20 protein-coding genes are annotated in these 20,355 nt (G+C 69.1%); 18 read left to right on the top strand and 2 right to left on the bottom strand.

The window, feature by feature from the left end; genetic code table 11:
* Window positions 1-18 precede the first annotated feature (18 nt).
* Window positions 19-759, top strand: a complete 741-nt coding sequence (locus BJ959_RS06655) for a winged helix-turn-helix domain-containing protein (protein WP_153983125.1) — start codon at window positions 19-21, stop codon at window positions 757-759.
* A gap of 281 nt (window positions 760-1,040) precedes the next feature.
* Window positions 1,041-1,469: a MarR family winged helix-turn-helix transcriptional regulator gene (locus tag BJ959_RS06650; RefSeq protein WP_153983112.1), complete on the top strand. Its 429-nt coding sequence runs from the start codon at window positions 1,041-1,043 to the stop codon at window positions 1,467-1,469.
* 102 nt (window positions 1,470-1,571) lie between these two features.
* Here BJ959_RS06650 and BJ959_RS06645 read toward each other — a convergent pair whose 3' ends face one another.
* Window positions 1,572-2,492: an IS481 family transposase gene (locus BJ959_RS06645; protein ID WP_183321834.1), complete on the bottom strand. Its 921-nt coding sequence runs from the start codon at window positions 2,490-2,492 to the stop codon at window positions 1,572-1,574.
* A 383-nt stretch (window positions 2,493-2,875) separates the two neighbouring features.
* Window positions 2,876-3,958, bottom strand: coding sequence for an IS110 family RNA-guided transposase (locus BJ959_RS06640; RefSeq protein WP_183321837.1), 1,083 nt, complete (start codon window positions 3,956-3,958; stop codon window positions 2,876-2,878).
* Window positions 3,959-4,270: 312 nt separating this feature from the next.
* Here BJ959_RS06640 and BJ959_RS06635 point away from each other — a divergent pair, with 312 nt between their 5' ends.
* From BJ959_RS06635 to fusA, 16 genes are all read left to right on the top strand, one after another.
* The gene (locus tag BJ959_RS06635; protein ID WP_165879044.1) at window positions 4,271-4,618 is read left to right on the top strand and encodes a hypothetical protein; all 348 of its coding nucleotides are present in this window, start codon (window positions 4,271-4,273) and stop codon (window positions 4,616-4,618) included.
* A 202-nt stretch (window positions 4,619-4,820) separates the two neighbouring features.
* Window positions 4,821-6,485, top strand: a complete 1,665-nt coding sequence (locus BJ959_RS06630; RefSeq protein WP_153982758.1) for an ATPase, T2SS/T4P/T4SS family — start codon at window positions 4,821-4,823, stop codon at window positions 6,483-6,485.
* Between the two features lie 25 nt (window positions 6,486-6,510).
* Window positions 6,511-8,043 carry a type IV pilus twitching motility protein PilT gene (locus BJ959_RS06625; protein WP_279535934.1) on the top strand — a complete coding sequence of 511 codons (1,533 nt, stop codon included), beginning with the start codon at window positions 6,511-6,513 and terminating at the stop codon, window positions 8,041-8,043.
* A complete protein-coding gene (locus BJ959_RS06620) occupies window positions 8,043-9,272 on the top strand; it encodes a type II secretion system F family protein (protein ID WP_153982759.1) in 1,230 nt (409 codons plus the stop codon). The genes BJ959_RS06625 and BJ959_RS06620 overlap by 1 nt, the downstream gene beginning before the upstream one ends.
* A 140-nt stretch (window positions 9,273-9,412) precedes the next feature.
* Window positions 9,413-9,820, top strand: a complete 408-nt coding sequence (locus BJ959_RS06615) for a type II secretion system protein (protein ID WP_153982760.1) — start codon at window positions 9,413-9,415, stop codon at window positions 9,818-9,820.
* A gap of 148 nt (window positions 9,821-9,968) precedes the next feature.
* Complete coding sequence (locus BJ959_RS06610; RefSeq protein ID WP_153982761.1) at window positions 9,969-10,430, top strand: type IV pilus modification PilV family protein; 462 nt, start codon at window positions 9,969-9,971, stop codon at window positions 10,428-10,430.
* Window positions 10,427-11,038: a PulJ/GspJ family protein gene (locus BJ959_RS06605; protein ID WP_153982762.1), complete on the top strand. Its 612-nt coding sequence runs from the start codon at window positions 10,427-10,429 to the stop codon at window positions 11,036-11,038. The genes BJ959_RS06610 and BJ959_RS06605 overlap by 4 nt, the downstream gene beginning before the upstream one ends.
* Window positions 11,029-12,675 carry a hypothetical protein gene (locus BJ959_RS06600; protein ID WP_153982763.1) on the top strand — a complete coding sequence of 549 codons (1,647 nt, stop codon included), beginning with the start codon at window positions 11,029-11,031 and terminating at the stop codon, window positions 12,673-12,675. Before BJ959_RS06605 ends, BJ959_RS06600 begins: the two co-directional genes overlap by 10 nt.
* A 34-nt stretch (window positions 12,676-12,709) precedes the next feature.
* On the top strand, window positions 12,710-13,537 hold the full coding sequence (locus BJ959_RS06595) for a prepilin peptidase (protein ID WP_153982764.1): 828 nt from the start codon (window positions 12,710-12,712) through the stop codon (window positions 13,535-13,537).
* Between the two features lie 10 nt (window positions 13,538-13,547).
* Window positions 13,548-14,597 carry a type IV pilus assembly protein PilM gene (pilM, locus tag BJ959_RS06590; protein WP_153982765.1) on the top strand — a complete coding sequence of 350 codons (1,050 nt, stop codon included), beginning with the start codon at window positions 13,548-13,550 and terminating at the stop codon, window positions 14,595-14,597.
* Window positions 14,594-15,307, top strand: coding sequence for a hypothetical protein (locus BJ959_RS06585; protein ID WP_153982766.1), 714 nt, complete (start codon window positions 14,594-14,596; stop codon window positions 15,305-15,307). The genes pilM and BJ959_RS06585 overlap by 4 nt, the downstream gene beginning before the upstream one ends.
* Window positions 15,304-16,032 carry a hypothetical protein gene (locus BJ959_RS06580; protein WP_183321912.1) on the top strand — a complete coding sequence of 243 codons (729 nt, stop codon included), beginning with the start codon at window positions 15,304-15,306 and terminating at the stop codon, window positions 16,030-16,032. The genes BJ959_RS06585 and BJ959_RS06580 overlap by 4 nt, the downstream gene beginning before the upstream one ends.
* Before the next feature lie 107 nt (window positions 16,033-16,139).
* The gene (locus BJ959_RS06575) at window positions 16,140-16,898 is read left to right on the top strand and encodes a hypothetical protein (RefSeq protein ID WP_153982767.1); all 759 of its coding nucleotides are present in this window, start codon (window positions 16,140-16,142) and stop codon (window positions 16,896-16,898) included.
* A 266-nt stretch (window positions 16,899-17,164) separates the two neighbouring features.
* Window positions 17,165-17,539 carry a 30S ribosomal protein S12 gene (rpsL, locus tag BJ959_RS06570; protein ID WP_021010916.1) on the top strand — a complete coding sequence of 125 codons (375 nt, stop codon included), beginning with the start codon at window positions 17,165-17,167 and terminating at the stop codon, window positions 17,537-17,539.
* Window positions 17,539-18,009 carry a 30S ribosomal protein S7 gene (gene rpsG / locus BJ959_RS06565; RefSeq protein WP_047561485.1) on the top strand — a complete coding sequence of 157 codons (471 nt, stop codon included), beginning with the start codon at window positions 17,539-17,541 and terminating at the stop codon, window positions 18,007-18,009. The genes rpsL and rpsG overlap by 1 nt, the downstream gene beginning before the upstream one ends.
* A 172-nt stretch (window positions 18,010-18,181) precedes the next feature.
* Window positions 18,182-20,296: an elongation factor G gene (gene fusA / locus BJ959_RS06560; RefSeq protein ID WP_153982768.1), complete on the top strand. Its 2,115-nt coding sequence runs from the start codon at window positions 18,182-18,184 to the stop codon at window positions 20,294-20,296.
* Window positions 20,297-20,355 lie beyond the last annotated feature (59 nt).

The raw sequence follows: 20,355 nt of genomic DNA, 5'->3' as shown, positions 1-20,355 counted from the left end.
GCAGAAAGCGTCTCCTCCATGTCGCTCGCCGCTCTCTCCCCCCGTCCGACCACCTCCCGTCCCGCCGCCGCCCCCGCTCCGGGTGTCGTGGCACCGCCCGCCCCCGCCCCGGGTGCATCGGCCGCCCCGCGCCTGCGCGCGGTACCCGATGGCACCGAGGCCCGCGGCTTCGTGCTCTACGTCGGTCTCGACGAAGCGAAGGCCGCCGCCGCGGGAATCGACCTCGGCCGCCTGGTCACCGAGTTGAAGCGGCTCACCGCCGAGCTCGCGCCGACAGCCGAGACGCACGCCGCCGTCGCTCTCGCCCCGGCGGGTGCGGGCGGCCGCGACGTCGATGTCGTGCGGCTCGCCCTGCAGGATCCGTCGGCCCTCGCCCGCTACCGCCGCACCGACGAGGCTCCCACCGAGCCGGTCGCCGAGGGCGTCGTCATCGACATCTCGCGCAAGCGAGTGCTGCTCGATGGGGAGACCGCGGCGCTCACGTACAAGGAGTTCGAGCTGCTGCAGTACCTGGTGCTGCGCGAGGGCCGCACCATCGAGCGCGCCGAGCTGATCAGCGCGCTGTGGGCCGACGGCGCCGAGGGCGATGACGACGTGCCGAACGAGCGCACGATCGACGTGCACGTGCGTCGGCTGCGCGCGAAGCTCGGCGGCTACGACGACATCGTGCGCACGGTGCGCGGCGCGGGCTACCGCTTCGACCGCCACGCGGACGTGTCGATCCGGTACGCGTCGACGCCGAGCCCCGACTTCTTCTGACCGGCGCGGATCGCCCTCGCCCGCCCGACGGGGCGCTCGGGCGACGCATCGGGGATCCCCAGGAAAAATAACGGAACGATAACTAGACACCGTTATCTTTCCGTTATACATTCGTCATGCGTCGATCGTTTGCTGTGGCGGGAGACGCGGAATGTGATTGCAGGACACTCTTGGTGCAAGGGAAGAGGGCCGGTCGCTCGCCTCAGCGACCGGCCCTTCGCCATTCCTGGCCGCGCACAGATCGCACGCGAATGGCCCATTCCGACGCATAGAGTTGGCGCATGACGGAGAAGGCGCTCGCGGTCGACGCGTGGGAGGCACTGTTCCGCGCCCAGGTCTCGGTCCTGCGGCAGCTCACAGCGGAGTTCCCCACCAACGAGATCTCGTTCACCGAGTACGACGTGCTGTTCAACCTGTCTCGGGCGGACGGCCGTCGGCTGCGCATCCGCGACCTGATCCCGCACCTCCTGCTGAGCCAGCCCAGCGTCAGCCGCCTCATCGACCGCCTCGCCCAGCGCGGCCTCGTCGAGAAGCTGCCCGACGCGACCGACGCGCGCGGCACGATCGTCGCCCTGACCCCGGCCGGCTACGAGCTGTTCAAGCGGGTCGCGGTCAACCATGTGGAGTCGATCTCGCGGCGGGTCGGCGGGCGGCTCTCGCCCGACGAGCTCGCCGAGCTGACCGCGCTCTGCCGGCGCTTGCGCGACTGAGTCTCCACGCGCGGGTGCGGCACCGAGATGCCGCGACCGCGCGGCCCGACCCCCGGCGAATTCGCGGCGGGCGGCGCTAGCTGTAGTTCCTAGGGACGTTGTTCATGCCGCCGCGAGGACGGTCATGGGCGCCTTGTGGCCGAGGGAACCGTGGGGTCGCTGAGTGTTGTAGTAGCGCACCCATTCTGGCAGCACCGCTCGTCGGTGGTCACTGTCGCGGTAGGTCGCCGCGTACGCCCATTCCCGCAACAGCGTCTGGATGAACCGTTCGGCCTTGCCGTTCGTGCGCGGCCGGTACGGGCGCGTGCGAATATGCACCAGCCCCACCTCGGCGCACGTTGCCGCCCACAGCCGGGAGACATACGCGGACCCGTTGTCGGTCATCACCTCCTGCACGATCACGCCATGCCGGGCGAACCACGCGATCGCGCGGTGCAGGAACCCGACCGTGGTCGCAGCCGTCTGGTCAGGCAACACCTCCACGTAAGACAGTCGGGTCGCATCATCGACGGCGACATGCACCGCCTCCCAACCGGCTTTCCGACTGCGTCGGTCTGCTCCCTGGCCGAGGGCGCGTTTGCCGGGGCGGCGGAAGCGGCCCAACGTCTTGATGTCCAGGTGGATCAGCTCCCCGGCATGGCGACGGCAATACCGGTTCGCCGGCTCGACGGGCTCCAACTTCGACAGTCGGTTCAACCCGACGCGGGCCAGCACCGCGCAGACTGTCGAGACCGCCATCTGCAGGATCGCAGCGATCGTGGACGCCGTTTTGCGCAGTGTTCGCAGGCGCACGATGGCCGCTTCAACACTGGCTGGGGTCTTCTTCGGGGACGACTTCGGCCGTGACGACCGGTCAGCGAGGGTTTCGCCGGCATCGAACCGGGCCAACCATTCGTAGGCGCGACGTTCGCTGATCCCGCCCGCGAAGGCCGCGTCGGCGACCTTCCAGTTCAGCTCGCGAACGCGTCGACACAGCAGTCGTCGACCTTCAACAGACAAACGGGCATTAGCGTGAAGCTCCATCGGGCTCCTTCAGGTGAGAGCGACTAGACACCCTCAAGCCTGGAGGAGCCCGACCTGAACAACGTCCCTAGGAACTACAGCTGATATGTGACTGATTCCTGTCAAGTGGCAGGGGAAAGAGCGCCCGGAGTGATCATGCTTCGGGCGCTCTTTCGTGTGGTCGGCGCGGGCGGTGTGGGTGTCGTGCGTGTCGTGGGCGACGCGCGGTCAGACTGATATGCGCGGGTTGGTTACCGCAGGACGTGCTGTTCGGCTGGAGCGGTTCCGCTTGTCTAGGATCGAGCGTCGCCTGCCCTTCGGGCGGGCTGCTCATAGCTGTTCCGCGGGTCGCTCCTCGCGCTGCCGTCACCTGCCGTCTGAACCGACCGGTCAGGGGGCCCAGGTCAGTCGGGCATCACAGCCAGGGACCAGCACCAGCCGGCGAGCTCGCGGGCGATGGCGACGTTCGCGATCGTGGGCCGCTTCTTGCGTGCGGTGAAGTGCTGCCATTTCTGATGCAGGCGCCGGTTGCCGTCGTCGCCGCGGGACACGGCGAGGCTGGGCGCGGCAGCCCACCGGGCCTGCATCACCGCTCCGGGCCGATAGGGTTTGCGGTGATGCCAGGCGGCCTCGACCAGCAGGCGGCGGGCGTGAGTGTTGCCGGTCTTGGTGATCGAGCCTTGCGAGCGTGACTGTCCGGAGGAGTGCTCTGAGGGCACCAGCCCGACGAACGCGCCGATGCTGGATCCGGTGAAGCGCTCCCAGTTGCCGATCTCGACCGCGAGGCCGAACCCGGTCAAGGTCGAGATCCCGCGCAAGCACCCCAGGCGTCGCACCACGGGCGCGTAGTTGCTGGTCGCGGCCATCTGCTCGATGATCGCGTCGAGTCGGTCTTTGCGGGCGCGCACCTGCTGCACTGCTTCGTAGTCGGCATCGAACGCGGCCTGCAGTCCGGGATGGTCGAACCTTTGCCGGCGCAGCCAGGCATCATGCGCGCCGGTCCACGCCTGCTTGCCGTCATAGATGATCCCGTGGCGCAACAGCAGCTTCGAGAGCCGATGCCGTGCAGCCATCAGCTCACCCCGATTGTCCTCTCGTGCTCGCACCAGGTCGCGTGCGGTTTCCTGCTCGATCGTGGGCACGGCAACCGCGACGATCTCTCCCAGTCGCAGCAGTCTTGCCAAATGCATCGCGTCCCTGGCGTCGGTCTTGACTCGCTCCCCGACCGGGCGCTGCAACTTCGACGGCGCCGCCACGAGGCACTCGATGCCTGCGGCGGTGAACAAGCGGGCCAGAGCGAACCCGGTCGGCCCGGCCTCATACGTCACCGCTGCCGGCTGCGGCAGGCTCCGCACCCACTCCAGCACTGCCGCGGGGTCGTAGCCGAAACGGTGACGGATCACTTCCCCAGTGTCCTCGTCGATCGCGCATCCCACGACGCTGCGGGCGTGCACGTCCAGACCGACGCTCGTACGCTGGATTCTCAACTGGGGCCTCCATTCGCCTGGTGGACAGGCCAGCCCTCAACGGCTGGCAACCCACGAATACGCGAATCGAGGCCCCAGCCTCAAGAACCAGACCGAAGACCCATATCGTCTAGGCGTCGCACCACCGGGAGAGCCCGCGGAGCCATCGGCTCCGCGGGCTCTCCCCGTTCGGGGGTCTGGCGGGCGGGCGGGCCCGGGGGTTGGATGTCGCTCGTGCGGGTTCGCAGAGCGGGATCGACGGGCGGTCGTCCACGGGTCGCTGGGCGTCCGGGGCCCCCGGACGATCGGGGTTTCACGCTCATCGAGCTGCTCGTGGTCATCCTGATCGCCGGCATCCTGGCGGCGGTCGCCGTGCCTGTCTTCCTCGGCGCGCTCGATCAGGCGCGGGCGTCGTCCACCCAGGCCGCGCTCGCGACCGCCCGCCTCGCCGTCACTCTCGCCGTCGTCGAGGAGGGTCAGCTGCCGACGCTCGCCGAGCGCGACGCGATCCTCGCGGGGGCGGCCGACCCCGCGGTGACCCTCGATATGACCGGCACCGGCACCGACTTCTGCCTCGCCGCGACCCACGATCAGCTCGTCGACACGTGGGCAAGCACCCAGCGCGTCGTGCCGACCCAGGGCGCTTCCTGCGCGCTCGACGGCTCGATCATCCTGCCCTGAGCCACCTCCGCGAGCAGTCGCTCCGAATACCGTGCACGCCCGGGCATCCGCGTGGGGCTGATGTTAACAATGTGACTGGTGTGGACTACCCCCGAACACGGGACTATTGTCGGCAGTACGGCGTGTCGTACCGTGACGGTCTGGCAGTCCGTGCAAGCCCCTCGCGCTCGAGCGGCTTGCATCCAGGGGGGAGGGTTCTGCCGTGGTATCCGTGAGTGAAGTGCTCATCATCCGTGGGCTGCTGCCCATCGAGTCGCTCGACAAGGTGCGCGACGAGGGCGACGAGGCCGTCGTCGGCGAGTTTCTCGAGCGCGGGCTCGTGAGCCCCGCGCAGGTCGCCTCCGCCAAGGCCGAGGTCGCCGGTCTCTCGTTCGTCGAGCTCGCCGAGTACCCGGTCGACCGCACCGCGGTGGCGATGGTCCCTGCGGCCCTGTGTCGACGGCACAGCGTGCTGCCCATCCACGCCACGGCCACGACGATCACGCTCGCGATGGTCGAGCCGGGCGACGTGCTCGCCATGGATGACGTGCGGGCCATCACCCGCATGCACGTCGTCGCGGTCGTCGCCGAGAAGAACGACCTTCTCGCCGCCATCAACCGCTTCCACCGCGCTGACAGTGAGCTGAGCGACCTCACGACCGCGATCGAGGAGGAGTCGGCCCCCTCGTCCTCCGACGAGATCGCGGTGCGCGAGGCCGACGCCGACGACGCCCCGATCGTGCGGTTCGTGAACCTCATCATCGGCCAGGCGATCCAGGATCTCGCCTCCGACATCCACATCGAGCCGGGCGAGTTCGAGATGCGCGTGCGGTACCGCATCGACGGCGTCCTCCACGACGTCCAGCAGGCGCCGAAGAACATCCAGAACGGCGTCATCTCGCGCCTCAAGATCATGAGCGACATCAACATCGCCGAGCGCCGGCGCCCGCAGGACGGCCGCATGTCGGTGCAGCACGGCGGGCAGGTGATCGACCTCCGCGTCGCGACACTGCCCACGGTCTGGGGCGAGAAGGTCGTCATGCGCATCCTGGACAACAACGCGACCCAGCGCGACATCTCCGATCTCGGGATGCTCGAGCGCAACCTCTCCGTCTACCGCGGCTCGTACACCAAGCCCTACGGCATGATCCTCGTCACCGGGCCGACCGGTTCGGGAAAGTCGACCACCCTCTACACGACGCTGCACGCGGTGGCGCGCCCCGAGATCAACGTCATCACGGTCGAGGACCCGGTCGAGTATCGAATGGCCGGCATCAACCAGGTGCAGGTGAACCCGAAGGCGGGCCTGACGTTCGCGAGCGCCCTGCGCAGCATCCTGCGCTCCGACCCCGACGTCGTCCTTATCGGTGAGATCCGCGACCAGGAGACCGCCCAGATCGCGATCGAGGCCGCCCTCACCGGCCACCTCGTGCTATCGACCCTGCACACGAACGACGCGCCGAGCGCCATCACGCGCCTCATCGAGATGGACATCGAGCCGTTCCTGGTCGGCTCGGCGCTCGACTGCGTGGTCGCCCAGCGACTGGCTCGCCGACTCTGCGACCGCTGCAAGCAGCTGCAAGAGTACGAGCCCCCGCACCTCGACAGCCTCGGCTTCGGCCGCCGTGAGGATGAGCTCTCGCCGCGGTTCTACCACGCGGTCGGGTGCTCGGCCTGCTCGGGCACCGGGTACCGCGGCCGACTGGCCCTCCACGAGGTCATGATGGTCTCGGAGGAGATCGAGCGTCTCGCGGTCGCCCGCGCGTCGAGCATCGAGATCATGCAGACGGCGACCGAGCAGGGCATGCTGACCTTGCGGCAGGACGGCTGGGCGAAGGTCCGGGCCGGCCTGACCTCGATCGAGGAAGTGCTGCGCGTCGTCGCCTGACGCGCAGCGGCAGAAGGAGCAGAACATGACGGACTCGCTCGGGCTCGGGCCCGCCGTGGACCAGGGCGGCGCCCCGCGCCGCGTATGGTCGGTCACCGCCGATGACGGGGCCGTTGCCGTGGCCGCGCAGGCTGCGGCGCAGGCCGCCGCGCCGCCGCCGGCAGGGCCGATGGGCGCTCCTGTGCTCGCGCCGCCCCCGCCCGTCGGGGTGCCCACTGTCTCGCCGCTGCCCGATCTCGCGACCGGTGCGCCGCATCTCGCCCCGCCGCCCCCGGTCGGGCAGCAGGCGTACACGGCGCCGCCGCCCGCTGCTCCGGTCGCGACCGCTGCCACGCCCTCCGTGACGACCGCGGCTGTGGATGCTCCGCCTCCGCTCGGCGCGGCCGCCCTGCCCGCGCCGCCGCCCCTGGGCTCGGCGCAGGCCATGACGGGCATCCACCCGGCCCTGCTCGCGGCGCTCGATGACGTCGTCGCCCGCGGAGGGTCCGACCTGCACGTGGCCGCGGATGCGCCGCCCATGGTGCGCGTCGATGGCGAGCTCACCCCGGCCACCGGCTCGACGATCTGGAGCCGCGACGATGTCACCGCGATGCTCGAGACGATCATGAACGAGCACCAGCGGGAGGTCTTCGCGCGCGAGTGGGAGCTCGACTTCGCCATCAGCCCGCGCGGCGACTTCCGCTTCCGGGTGAACTTCTACAAGGACCGCGACGCGATGGCGGCCGCCTTCCGTCTCATCCCGACCGAGATCAAGTCGCTCAAGCAGCTCGGCGTGCCCGGTGTGGTGGCGAAGTTCGCCGCGCTCCCGCGCGGGCTGGTTCTCGTCACCGGGCCGACCGGCTCGGGCAAGTCGACAACGCTCGCCGCGCTCATCGACCTGGTGAACAAGACGCGTGCCGACCACATCGTCACGATCGAGGACCCGATCGAGTTCGTCCACCGCAACCAGCGCGCGCTCGTCAACCAGCGCGAGGTCGGCTCCGACACGCACTCCTTCGCCGACGCGCTCAAGCGCGTGCTGCGGCAGGACCCGGATGTGATCCTCATCGGCGAGCTCCGCGATCTCGAGACGGTCTCGACCGCGCTCACCGCGGCCGAGACCGGCCACCTCGTCTTCGCGACGCTGCACACGCAGTCGGCCGCGCAGACGATCGACCGCATCATCGACGTCTTCCCGCCGCACCAGCAGGGCCAGGTGCGCTCGCAGCTCGCGCTCACCCTGCAGGGTGTGGTCTGTCAGACGCTGCTGCCGCGCGCCACCGGCCAGGGCCGCATTATCGCGACGGAGATCATGATGACCACGGGCGCCATCGCCAACCTGATCCGCGAGGGCAAGACCTACCAGATCACCTCGGCGCTCCAGGCGGGCCGCGATGCCGGCATGCACACGATGGACCAGCACCTCGCCGACCTCGTGAACAGCCACATGGTCACCCACGAGGCCGCGCAGGCGAAGATGCAGGACCCCGAGAACTTCAATCGTCTCGTCCATCGTGCCGCTCCTGACGGCGCCCCGGCGGGTCAGCCGTTCGCCGACGGATTCGGGGGTGCCCGGTAATGGCGGCGACTCTCACCTTCGCCTACACGGGCCGCGACTCCAGCGGCAAGGTCGTCAAGGGCCGCGTCGATGCAGCGGGCGAGGCCTCGGTCGTCTCGCGCCTGCGCACCATGGGCATCGCCCCCATCTCGATCGAGCAGGTGACCGGCGGCACGGGCCTCCAGCGCGAGATCTCGTTCGGCGGGCTCTTCGACAAGAAGGTCAGCATCAAGGACCTCGCGGTGATGAGCCGCCAGCTCGCCACCATGATCAGTGCCGGTCTGCCGCTGCTGAAGGCGCTGACGATCCTCGCCGACCAGTCGGAGAACCCGAAGCTCGCGTCCACGCTCGACGAAGTGCGCTCGGGGGTCGAGGAGGGCAGCACGTTCTCCGACAGCCTGGCGAAGCATCCGCGCATCTTCCCGCCGATCTTCGTCAATCTCGTCCGCGCGGGCGAGGTCGGCGGCTTCCTCGAGACCTCGCTCGACTCGATCGCGAAGAATTACGACAAGGAGGTCGAGCTCAAGGCCACGATCAAGTCGGCGCTCACCTATCCGGTCGTCGTCCTGATCATGGCGCTGCTCGCCGTCGTCGGCATGATCCTGTTCATCGTCCCGGTCTTCGACGACCTCTTCAAGGATCTCGGGGGAGAGCTTCCGCTTCCCACGCGCATCCTCGTCGTCATCTCGCAGAACATGGTCTGGCTCGGGCCGCTCGTGATCGTCGCCATCATCGTCGGCACGATCTGGTGGCGCGCCAACCGTCACACCCCGAAGTTCCGCTCGGTGTGGGAGCCCGCGCTGCTCAAGATGCCCGTGTTCGGCGAGCTGTTCAAGAAGATCGCCATCGCCCGCTTCACGCGCAACTTCGGCACGATGATCGGCGCCGGCGTGCCGATCCTGCAGGCGCTCTCGATCGTCGGCTCGACCTCCGGCAACTGGCAGGTCGAGCAGGCGGTGCAATCGGTGCAGGACTCGGTGCGGCAGGGGCGCTCGATCGCCGCGCCGCTCGCGACCGAGCCGATCTTCCCGACCATGGTCACCCAGATGATCGCCGTCGGCGAGGACTCGGGTGCGCTGGAGACCATGCTCGAGAAGATCAGCGACTTCTACGACAGCGAGGTGCAGAGCACGACCGAGGCGCTCACCTCGCTGATCGAGCCGCTCATGATCGCCTTCCTCGGCGTCATCCTGGGTGGCATGATCGTGGCGCTCTACCTTCCGATATTCGACGTCTTCAACCAGATCTAATCGACACGCCGCACTGTCCCCCGCACGGGGGATGCCCTGAAGGGGCTGGGAGTGGCACAGTAATCACCTGGGGGGCCGGTTTCATGTTCCGTGGGGGGCCCACCTGTCAACCTTCACTTGATGGGAAAGGAAACGGACACATGTCCATTCGCACTGCTCTGCAGAACCGCCTCGAGCGCATCGAGAACGACGAGAAGGGCTTCACCCTGATCGAGCTTCTCGTCGTCGTCATCATCATCGGCATCCTCGCCGCGATCGCCGTCCCGGTGTTCCTGGGCCAGCAGGCGCAGGCGCAGAACTCGGCCGCCATCTCCGACCTCGCCACCGCCAAGGTCGCCGTGGTCAGCTCGCTGGTGTCCGACCCCGACGGCCCCGACGCCGCTCTCGCCGGCGCCGCTCCGCAGGCGCTCACCGACCTGGGCTTCCCGGGCAGCGTCGAGATCGCCACCGGTGGTCTGAACTTCTGCCTCGAGGCCGTCAGCGCCAGCGGCGCCGTCTTCAGCGTCGGCCCCGGCGCTGCGGGCCCCGCTGAGGTCCCCTGCCCGTAATCCGGAGCAGATCGTCACGATCGATCGGATGGGGCCGCCCCTGGGCGGCCCCATCTGCCGATTCTCGGGCGAATCGGTCACACTAGAGCGACCGAATCTCGACAACTGAACAGACACGCACCATCGCGACAGGATCGGGGGGATCACTATGACGCAGCAGCGAGCACTCGCTCCGCGTGCCGTCGTGCCCGCCGACGCCCGTCGCGCCGCCGCGGATGATCGCGGCATCGGACTCATCGAGATCATCATCTCGATGTTCCTGATCTCCCTCCTGGCGATCGCCTTCGTCCCGGTCCTCGTCACGGCCCTCCGCGCCTCCGAGGTCAACTCGACGAGCGCGACCGCGAACCGTCTCGTGTCGCAGGCGATCGACGCGGCCCGGACGCGCGGGGCGGCCGACTGCGCGGGCGCCCAGCTGCTCAACGCGACGAGCGACACCGTCGACGCCCAGGGCGTCACTCTCCGGGTGGTCACGTCGGTGCCCGCTGTCGCGTCGTGCACGGACGGCACGGCGATGCGCGTCACCGTCGTCGCGTTCGATCTGGCCGACGCGACCCGCACACCGATCGCTGACGCGCGCACCCTCATCTACCTGGACGGCACGCCGTGAGCGCCGTCGTGATGCGCCGACAGAGCCGCGCCGCCGCCCGCACCGCCGACGACCGCGGATTCACGCTCATCGAGCTCCTCATCGCCTCGGCGCTCTTCGGCGTCGTCATCACGATCGTCGCGAGCGTGGTCATCAGCGCCATCCAGGCCGACCGCACCGTGCGCGACGTGACCGGCTCGACCACCGACGGCCAGCTCGTGGCGAACAGCGTCGAGCAGATCGTGCGCAACTCGACCGCCGTCCAGGTGACCCCGATCTCCGGCGGGCAGTCCGTCACCGTGCGGGTGCGCACCACCGCCGGCGGCACCGCACGCTGCCACGCCTTCTTCTACGACGCGACCCTCGGCCAGGTCTACCAGCGGTCGAGCACGTCGCTGATCACGGCGCCCACCCCCGGAGCCGTCGGCTCCGAATGGACTGTCGTGAGCGCTGGAATCGAGCCCGTCATCGGCAGCGGTGGAACCCCGCAGCCGGTGTTCGCCGCGCAGGGCACGCGCGGCGTGGCCGTGAACTTCACCGTCGACGGGGACGCCGGCCCCGCATCCCTCTTCGTGACGGCCGCCACTGGCCGTGGTCCTCAATCGAATGCGAGCCCGCAATGCTTCTGATCAGCCCTCTGCGCCGCAGCCTCCGCCGCATCGATCGCCTCGGCCGTGCCGACGGCGAGCGCGGCAACGCCATGATCGCCGTCATCGGCCTTCTCGCCGTGACCTCGATCATCACGATGACGGTCACCAGCGCCACGGTGCAGGCACTCGGCTTCACGTCCCTCACGCGGGCCAGCGTGCAGTCGAACGCCGCCGCCGAGGCGGGCGTCGACGCGATGATCGCGGCGCTCTTCGCCGACGACTGCCCTGCCTCCGGCGAGCTGACGGCGACCCAGGGCTCGGTCGACCCGGCGCTCACCGGTGCCGCTGCCGCGGCGCCCTTCTTCGAGTCCACCATCGCCTACCGCATCAGCACGGCGGCGGCCTGGACCGCCGGCTGTCCGATCGATGCCGCGACGCAGATCCGCATCCAGTCGGTGGGCTTCGCAGCCGACGAGGGTGTCGCCGAGTCGGCTTCGGCCGGTGACGCCTCGGCCGTGCAGGCCATCTACACCTGGCGCCCCGGTGCGAACACCGCGGCGGTGACGGGTGCCGCGGTCTTCAGCTACGGCACGCCGGGTCTCGCGAACAGCCTCGAGCTGCTCTCCTTCAACGGCAACCAGGCCAACGTCATCGTCGCTGAGGGCAACATCCTCTGCAGCAACAGCGTGTACGTTGAGGGCGATATCGTCGCCGCGAACGGCAACATCCAGCTCGACAACACCTGCAGCGCCGGGGGCAATGTCTGGGCGTCGGGCACCGTGACGCTGCAGGGCAACAAGACCATCGGCGGAGATGTCATCGCCGCCGGCACCGGACTCACGCGCATCGACCCGAGCACCACGATCGAGGGCGGTGTCTACGCCCGCGGCGAGATCGACAGCTGGGGCCAGCGCTGCACGACCGGTGCGACGGGCTGGGACGCTGCCGGTGACGCCTGCTCGGTGGCGCGCACGACGGGCGCCGACCCGGTGTTCTACAACCGCGCCGATGTCGTGGCGCCCACGCGTCCGCCGTGGGTCGACGTGAACTTCGTCGCCGCCGACTGGCAGTCGCGCGGCTGGACGGTGCGCACCTGGGGCGGCTCCTGCATCATCGACAACAAGACGGTGAGCTCGGCGGCGGTGACCGCGATCAGCGGGTACACGACACCGACCGTCATCGATGCTCGCGCCTGCTCGTCGTTCACGATCTCGTCGAGTGCCAAGTGGAAGCTGACCATGCGCACCGACATCACGTTCATCCTGCCGCGCACCGCGAACATCGAGGACTTCACCGCGGTCTCGAACGGGAGCATCGACCGCGCCCTGCGCTTCATCACGCCGGACACGGTGGCGGACGGCAAGCCCACCAGCACCGGCTGCGGCCGCATCGACATCAACAACCAGAACGAGCTCGAAGCGCCCATCGCGGTCATCGTTTACACGCCGTGCCCGGTGTTCAATAGCAACAGCCTCACTTGGCGCGGGCAGTACTACGCCTCGAACGTGTCCTTCTCGAACAACAGCGAGCTCACCTACGTGCCGATCGGCATCCCCGGGTTCGACCTCGGCAATGGCGCGGGCGGCCCCGGTGGCGGCGGCGCGGTCGGCGGCGAGCCGCTGCCCGGCACCCCTGGCGACCTGATCGAGTACACCGACATCGACGTTCCTGCGTGATGAATCCGTCCACCTCCGTGACGCACGGGCGCCGATGACGGTCGTCATGCCGCTCATCGTCGGGGTGCTCGGTGCCGCGATCGGTTCTTTCCTCAACGTCGTGATCCACCGGGTGCCGCGCGGCCTCTCGGTGGTCTCCCCGCCGAGCGCGTGCCCGAGCTGCGCGGCGCCGATCCGGCCTGGCGACAACATCCCCGTGCTCTCCTGGCTCCTTCTGCGTGGGCGCTGCCGGTCGTGCGCGGCGCCCATCGCGGCGCGCTACGCGGTCGTCGAGCTCGCCACGGCCCTGAGCTTCGCCGGGCTCGCCGCCCTCGTCGCGCCGCGCATCCTCGCCGCAACGACCCCGGCCGACGTCGCGGCTGCGGTGCTCGAGCTGGTCGCGCTGCTGTGGTTCGCCGGCATCAGCATCGCCCTGACCGCGATCGATCTCGAGACCCATCGCCTCCCCGACCGGATCGTGCTGCCCTCCTATGCCGTGCTCGCGGTGCTGCTCGGTTCCGCCGCGCTCCTCACCGGAGCGGGGGAGGCGGCTGGGCGGGCCGCGGCCGGGGCGGGCATCCTGTTCATCTTCTACCTCGCTCTCGCGCTCATCTCGCCGCGCGGCATGGGGATGGGCGATGTGAAGCTCGCCGGCGTCATCGGGCTCGTGCTCGGGTGGGTCGGCTGGGAGGCGCTCGCCGTCGGTGCGCTCGGAGCGTTCCTGCTCGGAGGCCTCGCGGCCCTCGTGCTGATCGCGGCGCGCCGGGCGCGTCGCACCACGGGAATCCCCTTCGGGCCGTGGATGCTGGGGGGAGCCTGGATGGGGATCCTGCTGGGTGAGCCGATCGCGCGGGGGTATCTCGCGCTGTTCGGACTGGACTGAGAGGACGGCGATGGCAGGCGGAGTAGTCGGAGTCGACATCGGCAGCTCGATGCTGCGCGCGGTCGAGATCGACGACGCGAGCAAGGCGCGTCCGACGATTGTGCGCGCCCACGAGGTCGCGCTGCCGGAGGGATCGGTGAAGCGCGGCGAGGTGCTCGAGGTGCACACCGTGGCCTCGGCCTTCAAGCGGCTCTGGGCCGCCGGCGGCTTCCGGACGAAGGACATCGCCCTCGGCATCGGCGGGCAGAGCGTCATCGTGCGCGACCTCGCCGTGCCGCGCATGCCGCTCGCCCAGATCAAGGAGTCGCTCCCGTTCCAGGTCCAGGACCTCCTGCCCGTGCCGATCAATGACGCGGTTCTCGACTACTACCCGATCTCCGAGGGTCAGGGTGAGTCGGGTCCGATCGTCAACGGGCTGCTGGTCGCTGCCTTCAAGCAGGCGGTCACGACCAACGTCACCGCCGCGACCCTCGCCGGCCTCAACCCGGTCAGCATGGACCTCCTGCCGTTCGCGATGACCCGCGTGCACACCCTGTCGAGCCCGACCAGCGGGTTCGCGGTGCACATGAACATCGGCGCCAACGCCACCTCGATCGTGATCGTGCAGGCCGGCGTGCCGCTCTTCGTCCGTATCGTGCCCGCGGGGGGCGATGACGCCACGCGCGCCCTCATGACGCGACTGAGCCTCCCGCGCGACCGCGCCGAGGCGCTCAAGCGCGATCTGGGCTTGACCTCCGTCGGCACCACCGACGACGAGCGCATCGCCGCCGAGGTCATCCACGAGGCGACCAGCGAGCTGCTCACCGCGGTGCGCAACACCCTCGCCTACTTCGCCGGTCTGCGCTCGGGCGTGGCCTTCGATCACCTCTCCGTCGCCGGCGGGGCGACCCGGATGCGCGGCTTCGCCAGTGCACTGGCCGAGTCGACGCGCATCTCGGTCGTGCCGGTCAACCCGCTCGCCGGGGTGACCGCCTCGCACACCCTGCGCGGCAAGGCCAGCGACGAGGAGATGCAGACCTGGATCACGGCGATCGGCCTCGCGGTGGGGAGCGGCGCATGAGCAAGCGCGAGAAGTCGGAGGGCGGGGCCCTCATCTACGGCGGCATCCCCCGGGCGAACCTCATGCCGCCGGAGGTCGCGCAGCGCCGACGCGAGTCGACGCGGCGCCGATCACTCATCGCCCTGAGCGGCCTCGTGGTCGCCGTCGTCATCGGCGGGGTCGTCGCCTCGTTCCTGTACGCGGCGGCGGCCGAGCAGCGCCTCGCCGAGGAGCGCCGCATCACCGATCAGCTCCTGGCGACGCAGCTCGAGTACGCCGAGGTCACGCAGATCCGCGGCGACCTCCAGACGATCGTGACGCTCCGGCAGCAGCTGGCGGAGGTCGAGGTGCTGTGGGCGGATGCTCTCGACCCGTACCTCGCGGCGCTGGGCTCCGGCAACGCGGTGTCATCGGTGACCTTCCTCGGCGATCAGGCGGCGCAACCATCGCTCGGGATCGCTGGACCCTTGCGCGAGCCGCGCGTCGCCACCATCTCGATGGTGGTCACAACATCGGAGTCGCCGCGCCCCTGGGTCTGGATTCGCGCGTGGGAGCAGCTCGACACCTTCGCCGATGCCAGCATCGACCGGGTGACCCTCAATGAGGGCAGCAGCTACGACGTCGTCGTGACGATCAACCTCAACGCCGAGGCGCTCTCGCAGCGATTCGCCCCCGAGGGTGCTGATGCGGCCGACGGCTCCGACGGCACCAGTGAGGAGGACGACCAGTGAACTCGGCATCGACCCGTGTCTGGAGCTTCGCCACCGTCCTCCTGATCATCGTCGTGGTCGCTCTCGGGTGGTTCCTCGGCATCTCGCCGAAGCTCGCTGAGGCTGCTCGTTTCGACTCCGACCGCCTCGCCGTGCAAGCGCAGAACGAGGTCACTCGAGCGGCCATCGCCCAGCTCGAGGCCGACTTCGAGCGCATCGAGGAGCTGCGGTCGGAGCTCGCGCTGCTGCGGGCGGAGTTCCCGACGCAGGCCGAGTACGACGACGCGGTGCAGGAGTTCATCACGACGATCCTCGCCGAGGACCTCGTGCTGCAGAACCTGCAGATCAATGAGCCCTCGCCGACGACCGCCGCCGTGCTCGGGCCGGACGAGGTGGTGCCCGAGCCCGAGATCGACGGCACCGGCGTGCTTCCTGCCGGTTCTTTGCTGCTCGTGAGCGTCTCGATCACTGTCTTCGGTCCGCTCGATGCGACGCTCGCGTTCATCGACGAGCTCCAGCGTTCCCCGCGATTCGGTGTGATCCCGACGGCGACCTTCGCGGCCGATGGTGGCGACGGCGGCGGAGAGACCACGATCACGCTCAACATCTACGTCATCTCGGGGGAGGACCTCGTCGAGGTGCCGCCCGTGCCGGAGCCCGAGCCGACGGCGACCCCGACCCCCGGAGCGACCGATCCTGCCGCGACCCCGACGCCGGGCGCGCCGACGCCGACCCCGACCCCGTAGGGCTCCGGGATGCCCGGGCCGGGCATCCCGGACTCCTCGATGGAAGGCGTCCTTGGTAGGGTGGCGCGGTCGCACCCGCGGCGCGACCGCCCGCGAAAGGACGCCTCATGGCAACCACCACTGCTCCTGACGAGAACGCCCCCGACCAGACCGCCCCGGACGAGACCGCTCCCCCCGCCGATGCAGTGAACTCGCCGTCGGCGTCGGAACCGGCCATCGAGCCGACCGTCGAGCCGGCCGTCGAGCCGGCATCGGAGTCGGCACCGGCGGAGTCCGCAGCTCCCGAGCCGGCGGCGCCCGCCGTCGTCTACGTCACCGCTCCGGCCGCGCCGCGCGCCCGCGGCGCCCGCGGCGTCGGTGTGGTGGTCGCTCTCCTCGGCGCGGGGATCTTCGCCGCTCTCTACGGTCTCCTCGCCACCCTGCTGGCGCCCTTCCTGCCGGAGTTCGCCGCCGTCGGCGGCCTGCTGTTCACCGCCACCCCGGCCTTCTGGATCCCCGTCGTGGTCTTCGCACTGGCCTACATCCTGCTGATCGTGATCGTGAACCGCGCCGGGTGGTGGGCGCACGTCCTGGGCGGGTTCCTCGTCGCGATCGTGGTCTGGGTCGGCTTCCTCGGCGCCCAGCTCATCATCGCGGGCGCCGTCGGTGAGGCCCTGCCGGTGGTCGGCGCGGTCGTCGCCACGCAGCTCATGAACCCGGTCGGCTTCCTCGCCGCGATCATCGCACGGGAGGTTCCGGTGTGGGTCGGCTGGATCGTCGCGCGCCGCGGTCGTACGGCCCGCGCCCGCAACGAGGCCGCCCGGGCGGCCTACCAGAAAGAGCTCGCCGAGCACCAGGCCACGGTCAGCGGCCGCACCGCCGTTTGACCCGGCCGGGCGCGCCGTCTATCCTTGGCGGTGTGTGTGCTTCGGCGCGCGGCTGTGTCATGCCGTCGCGCGCGGATGCTCGCACAGAGGGTCCCTCACCCGGCGGCCGCTCCGGCGATCGTCGAGTGACACCCCCACGGCATATCCGTCGGCGGTGAGCCTGCTCACCGCAGCCCACGGATTTCGCGTGAGCCCCGCCCGGCCCTGCCGGTCGGGGGACATCCAACCGCAACCGCTGTCACCGTGCAGCATTCATGAGGAGCACTGTGCCCACTATCCAGCAGCTGGTCCGCAAGGGCCGCTCGCCGAAGGTCTCGAAGACCAAGGCGCCGGCCCTGAAGGCCAACCCCCAGCAGCGCGGCGTTTGCACGCGCGTCTACACCACGACCCCCAAGAAGCCGAACTCGGCTCTGCGGAAGGTCGCTCGTGTGAAGCTCAGCAACGGCACCGAGGTCACCGCCTACATCCCGGGCGAGGGCCACAACCTGCAGGAGCACTCGATGGTGCTCGTGCGCGGTGGTCGTGTGAAGGACCTCCCCGGCGTGCGCTACAAGATCGTGCGCGGCGCGCTCGACACCCAGGCCGTGAAGAACCGCAAGCAGGCGCGCAGCCGCTACGGCGCGAAGATGGAGAAGAAGTAATGCCTCGCAAGGGTCCCGCTCCGAAGCGCCCCGTCGTCGCCGACCCCGTCTACGGGGCGCCGATCGTCAGCCAGCTCGTCAACAAGATCCTCCTCGACGGCAAGAAGGGCCTCGCCGAGCGCATCGTCTACGGTGCGCTCGAGGGAGTCGCCGCGAAGAGCGGCCAGGACGCCGTTGCCGTGCTCAAGAAGGCTCTCGACAACGTGCGCCCCACCCTCGAGGTGCGGTCGCGTCGTGTCGGTGGCTCGACTTACCAAGTTCCGGTCGAGGTCAAGCCGCACCGCGCGAACACCCTCGCGCTGCGCTGGCTGACCTCGTACGCCAAGGCCCGTCGCGAGAAGACGATGACCGAGCGCCTGATGAACGAGATCCTCGACGCCTCGAACGGCCTCGGCGCCGCCGTGAAGCGTCGTGAGGACACCCACAAGATGGCCGAGAGCAACAAGGCGTTCGCTCACTACCGCTGGTAAGCCGAAGGCTTCCCAGCTGGGTAGTGAGCCGAGGTTCGCTAAAGGCGGGGGCCATTTCTGGCCCCCGCTGCGAACCTCGGGTGGCGGCCCGTCCCGGGCCGACACGGGGGAGACCCAGCCACCACGCTCCAGCAATCCAACACTGACGAAATACCGAACGTAAGGACATCCCGTGGCACTCGACGTGCTCACCGACCTCAAGAAGGTCCGCAACATCGGCATCATGGCTCACATCGATGCCGGCAAGACCACCACGACCGAGCGCATCCTCTTCTACACGGGTGTGAACCACAAGATCGGTGAGACGCACGATGGCGCGTCGACGATGGACTGGATGGCGCAGGAGCAGGAGCGCGGCATCACGATCACGTCGGCCGCGACGACCTGCTTCTGGAACAAGCACCAGATCAACATCATCGACACCCCCGGCCACGTCGACTTCACCGTCGAGGTCGAGCGCTCGCTGCGCGTCCTGGACGGCGCGGTCGCGGTGTTCGACGGCAAGGAGGGCGTCGAGCCCCAGTCGGAGACCGTGTGGCGTCAGGCCGACAAGTACGACGTGCCTCGCATCTGCTTCGTCAACAAGATGGACAAGCTCGGCGCCGACTTCTACTTCACCGTCGACACGATCGTGAAGCGCCTCGGCGCCCGGCCGCTGGTCATCCAGCTGCCGATCGGCTTCGAGTCGACCTTCACCGGCGTCGTCGACCTCGTCGAGATGCGTGCCCTGGTGTGGCCCGGCGATGCCAAGGGTGACGTCACCATGGGCGCCGAGTATGAGATCCAGGAGATCCCGGCCGAGCTCAAGGAGAAGGCCGAGGAGTACCGCCAGGCCCTGCTCGAGACCGTCGCCGAGAGCGACGACGTGCTGCTGGAGAAGTTCTTCGGCGGCGAGGAGCTCACGGTCGCCGAGATCAAGGGCGCGATTCGCAAGATGACGATCGCCTCGGAGATCTACCCGGTGCTGTGCGGCTCGGCGTTCAAGAACCGCGGCGTGCAGCCGATGCTCGACGCGGTCGTCGACTACCTGCCGAGCCCGCTCGACGTTCCGGCCACCGTCGCGCACGACCCGCGCGACGAGGAGAAGGAGATCGTCCGCAAGCCCGACGCGACCGAGCCCTTCGCGGCTCTCGCGTTCAAGGTCGCGGTGCACCCCTTCTTCGGTCGCCTCACCTACGTGCGCGTGTACTCCGGCGCGATCGACTCGGGTGCCCAGATCGTCAACTCGACGAAGGGCAAGAAGGAGCGCATCGGCAAGATCTTCCAGATGCACGCCAACAAGGAGAACCCGGTCGAGTCGGTCACCGCTGGCCACATCTACGCGGTCATCGGCCTGAAGGACACCACGACGGGCGACACTCTGTGCGACCCGAACAACCCGGTCGTGCTCGAGTCGATGACCTTCCCGGAGCCCGTGATCGAGGTCGCCATCGAGCCGAAGACCAAGGCCGACCAGGAGAAGCTCGGCACGGCCATCCAGAAGCTGGCCGAGGAGGACCCGACGTTCCGCACCGAGCAGAACGTCGAGACCGGCCAGACCGTCATCAAGGGCATGGGCGAGCTGCACCTCGACATCCTCGTGGACCGCATGAAGCGCGAGTTCAACGTCGAGGCCAACGTCGGCAAGCCGCAGGTGGCCTACCGCGAGACGATCAAGAAGACCATCGAGAAGTATGACTACACCCACAAGAAGCAGACCGGTGGGTCGGGTCAGTTCGCGAAGGTCCAGATCTCGCTCGAGCCGCTCGAGGTCACCCCTGAGACGAGCTACGAGTTCGTGAACGCCGTCACCGGTGGTCGCGTGCCGCGGGAGTACATCCCTTCGGTCGACGCGGGCATCCAGGACGCGATGCAGGTCGGCGTGCTCGCCGGCTTCCCGACGGTGGGCGTCAAGGCGACCCTCATCGACGGCGCCGCGCACGACGTCGACTCCTCGGAGATGGCGTTCAAGATCGCCGGCTCGATGGCCTTCAAGGAGGCTGCGCGCAAGGCGAACCCCGTGCTCCTCGAGCCGCTCATGGCGGTCGAGGTGCGCACCCCCGAGGAGTACATGGGCGACGTCATCGGCGACCTGAACTCCCGCCGCGGTCAGATCCAGTCGATGGATGACGCGACGGGCGTGAAGGTCGTCCGCGCCCTCGTGCCGCTGTCGGAGATGTTCGGGTACGTCGGCGACCTTCGGTCGAAGACGTCCGGACGCGCCGTCTACTCGATGACGTTCGACAGCTACGCGGAGGTCCCGAAGGCCGTCGCCGACGAGATCGTCCAGAAGAGCAAGGGCGAGTAATCGTCCAACCTGCGAGGGCTCGCCGAGCCTGAGTACGATACATCCATACCAAATCGCGC

This window comes from Microcella frigidaquae, from assembly GCF_014200395.1.
Taxonomy (GTDB): Bacteria; Actinomycetota; Actinomycetes; order Actinomycetales; family Microbacteriaceae; genus Microcella; species Microcella frigidaquae.
Note: the sequence above shows the minus strand (reverse complement) of the source record. Positions and strands in the feature narration are given on the sequence as shown.

Bases quoted from the DNA above. Each gene is read 5' to 3' on its own strand.
- BJ959_RS06625 (WP_279535934.1), top strand. From the start codon at position 6,511: ATGACGGACTCGCTCGGGCTCGGGCCCGCCGTGGACCAGGGCGGCGCC.
- BJ959_RS06585 (WP_153982766.1), top strand. From the start codon at position 14,594: ATGAGCAAGCGCGAGAAGTCGGAGGGCGGGGCCCTCATCTACGGCGGC.
- BJ959_RS06575 (WP_153982767.1), top strand. From the start codon at position 16,140: ATGGCAACCACCACTGCTCCTGACGAGAACGCCCCCGACCAGACCGCC.
- BJ959_RS06610 (WP_153982761.1), top strand. From the start codon at position 9,969: ATGACGCAGCAGCGAGCACTCGCTCCGCGTGCCGTCGTGCCCGCCGAC.
- BJ959_RS06620 (WP_153982759.1), top strand. From the start codon at position 8,043: ATGGCGGCGACTCTCACCTTCGCCTACACGGGCCGCGACTCCAGCGGC.
- BJ959_RS06615 (WP_153982760.1), top strand. From the start codon at position 9,413: ATGTCCATTCGCACTGCTCTGCAGAACCGCCTCGAGCGCATCGAGAAC.
- pilM (WP_153982765.1), top strand. From the start codon at position 13,548: ATGGCAGGCGGAGTAGTCGGAGTCGACATCGGCAGCTCGATGCTGCGC.
- rpsG (WP_047561485.1), top strand. From the start codon at position 17,539: ATGCCTCGCAAGGGTCCCGCTCCGAAGCGCCCCGTCGTCGCCGACCCC.
- BJ959_RS06600 (WP_153982763.1), top strand. From the start codon at position 11,029: ATGCTTCTGATCAGCCCTCTGCGCCGCAGCCTCCGCCGCATCGATCGC.
- BJ959_RS06650 (WP_153983112.1), top strand. From the start codon at position 1,041: ATGACGGAGAAGGCGCTCGCGGTCGACGCGTGGGAGGCACTGTTCCGC.
- BJ959_RS06595 (WP_153982764.1), top strand. From the start codon at position 12,710: ATGACGGTCGTCATGCCGCTCATCGTCGGGGTGCTCGGTGCCGCGATC.
- BJ959_RS06645 (WP_183321834.1), bottom strand. From the start codon at position 2,492: ATGGAGCTTCACGCTAATGCCCGTTTGTCTGTTGAAGGTCGACGACTG.
- BJ959_RS06655 (WP_153983125.1), top strand. From the start codon at position 19: ATGTCGCTCGCCGCTCTCTCCCCCCGTCCGACCACCTCCCGTCCCGCC.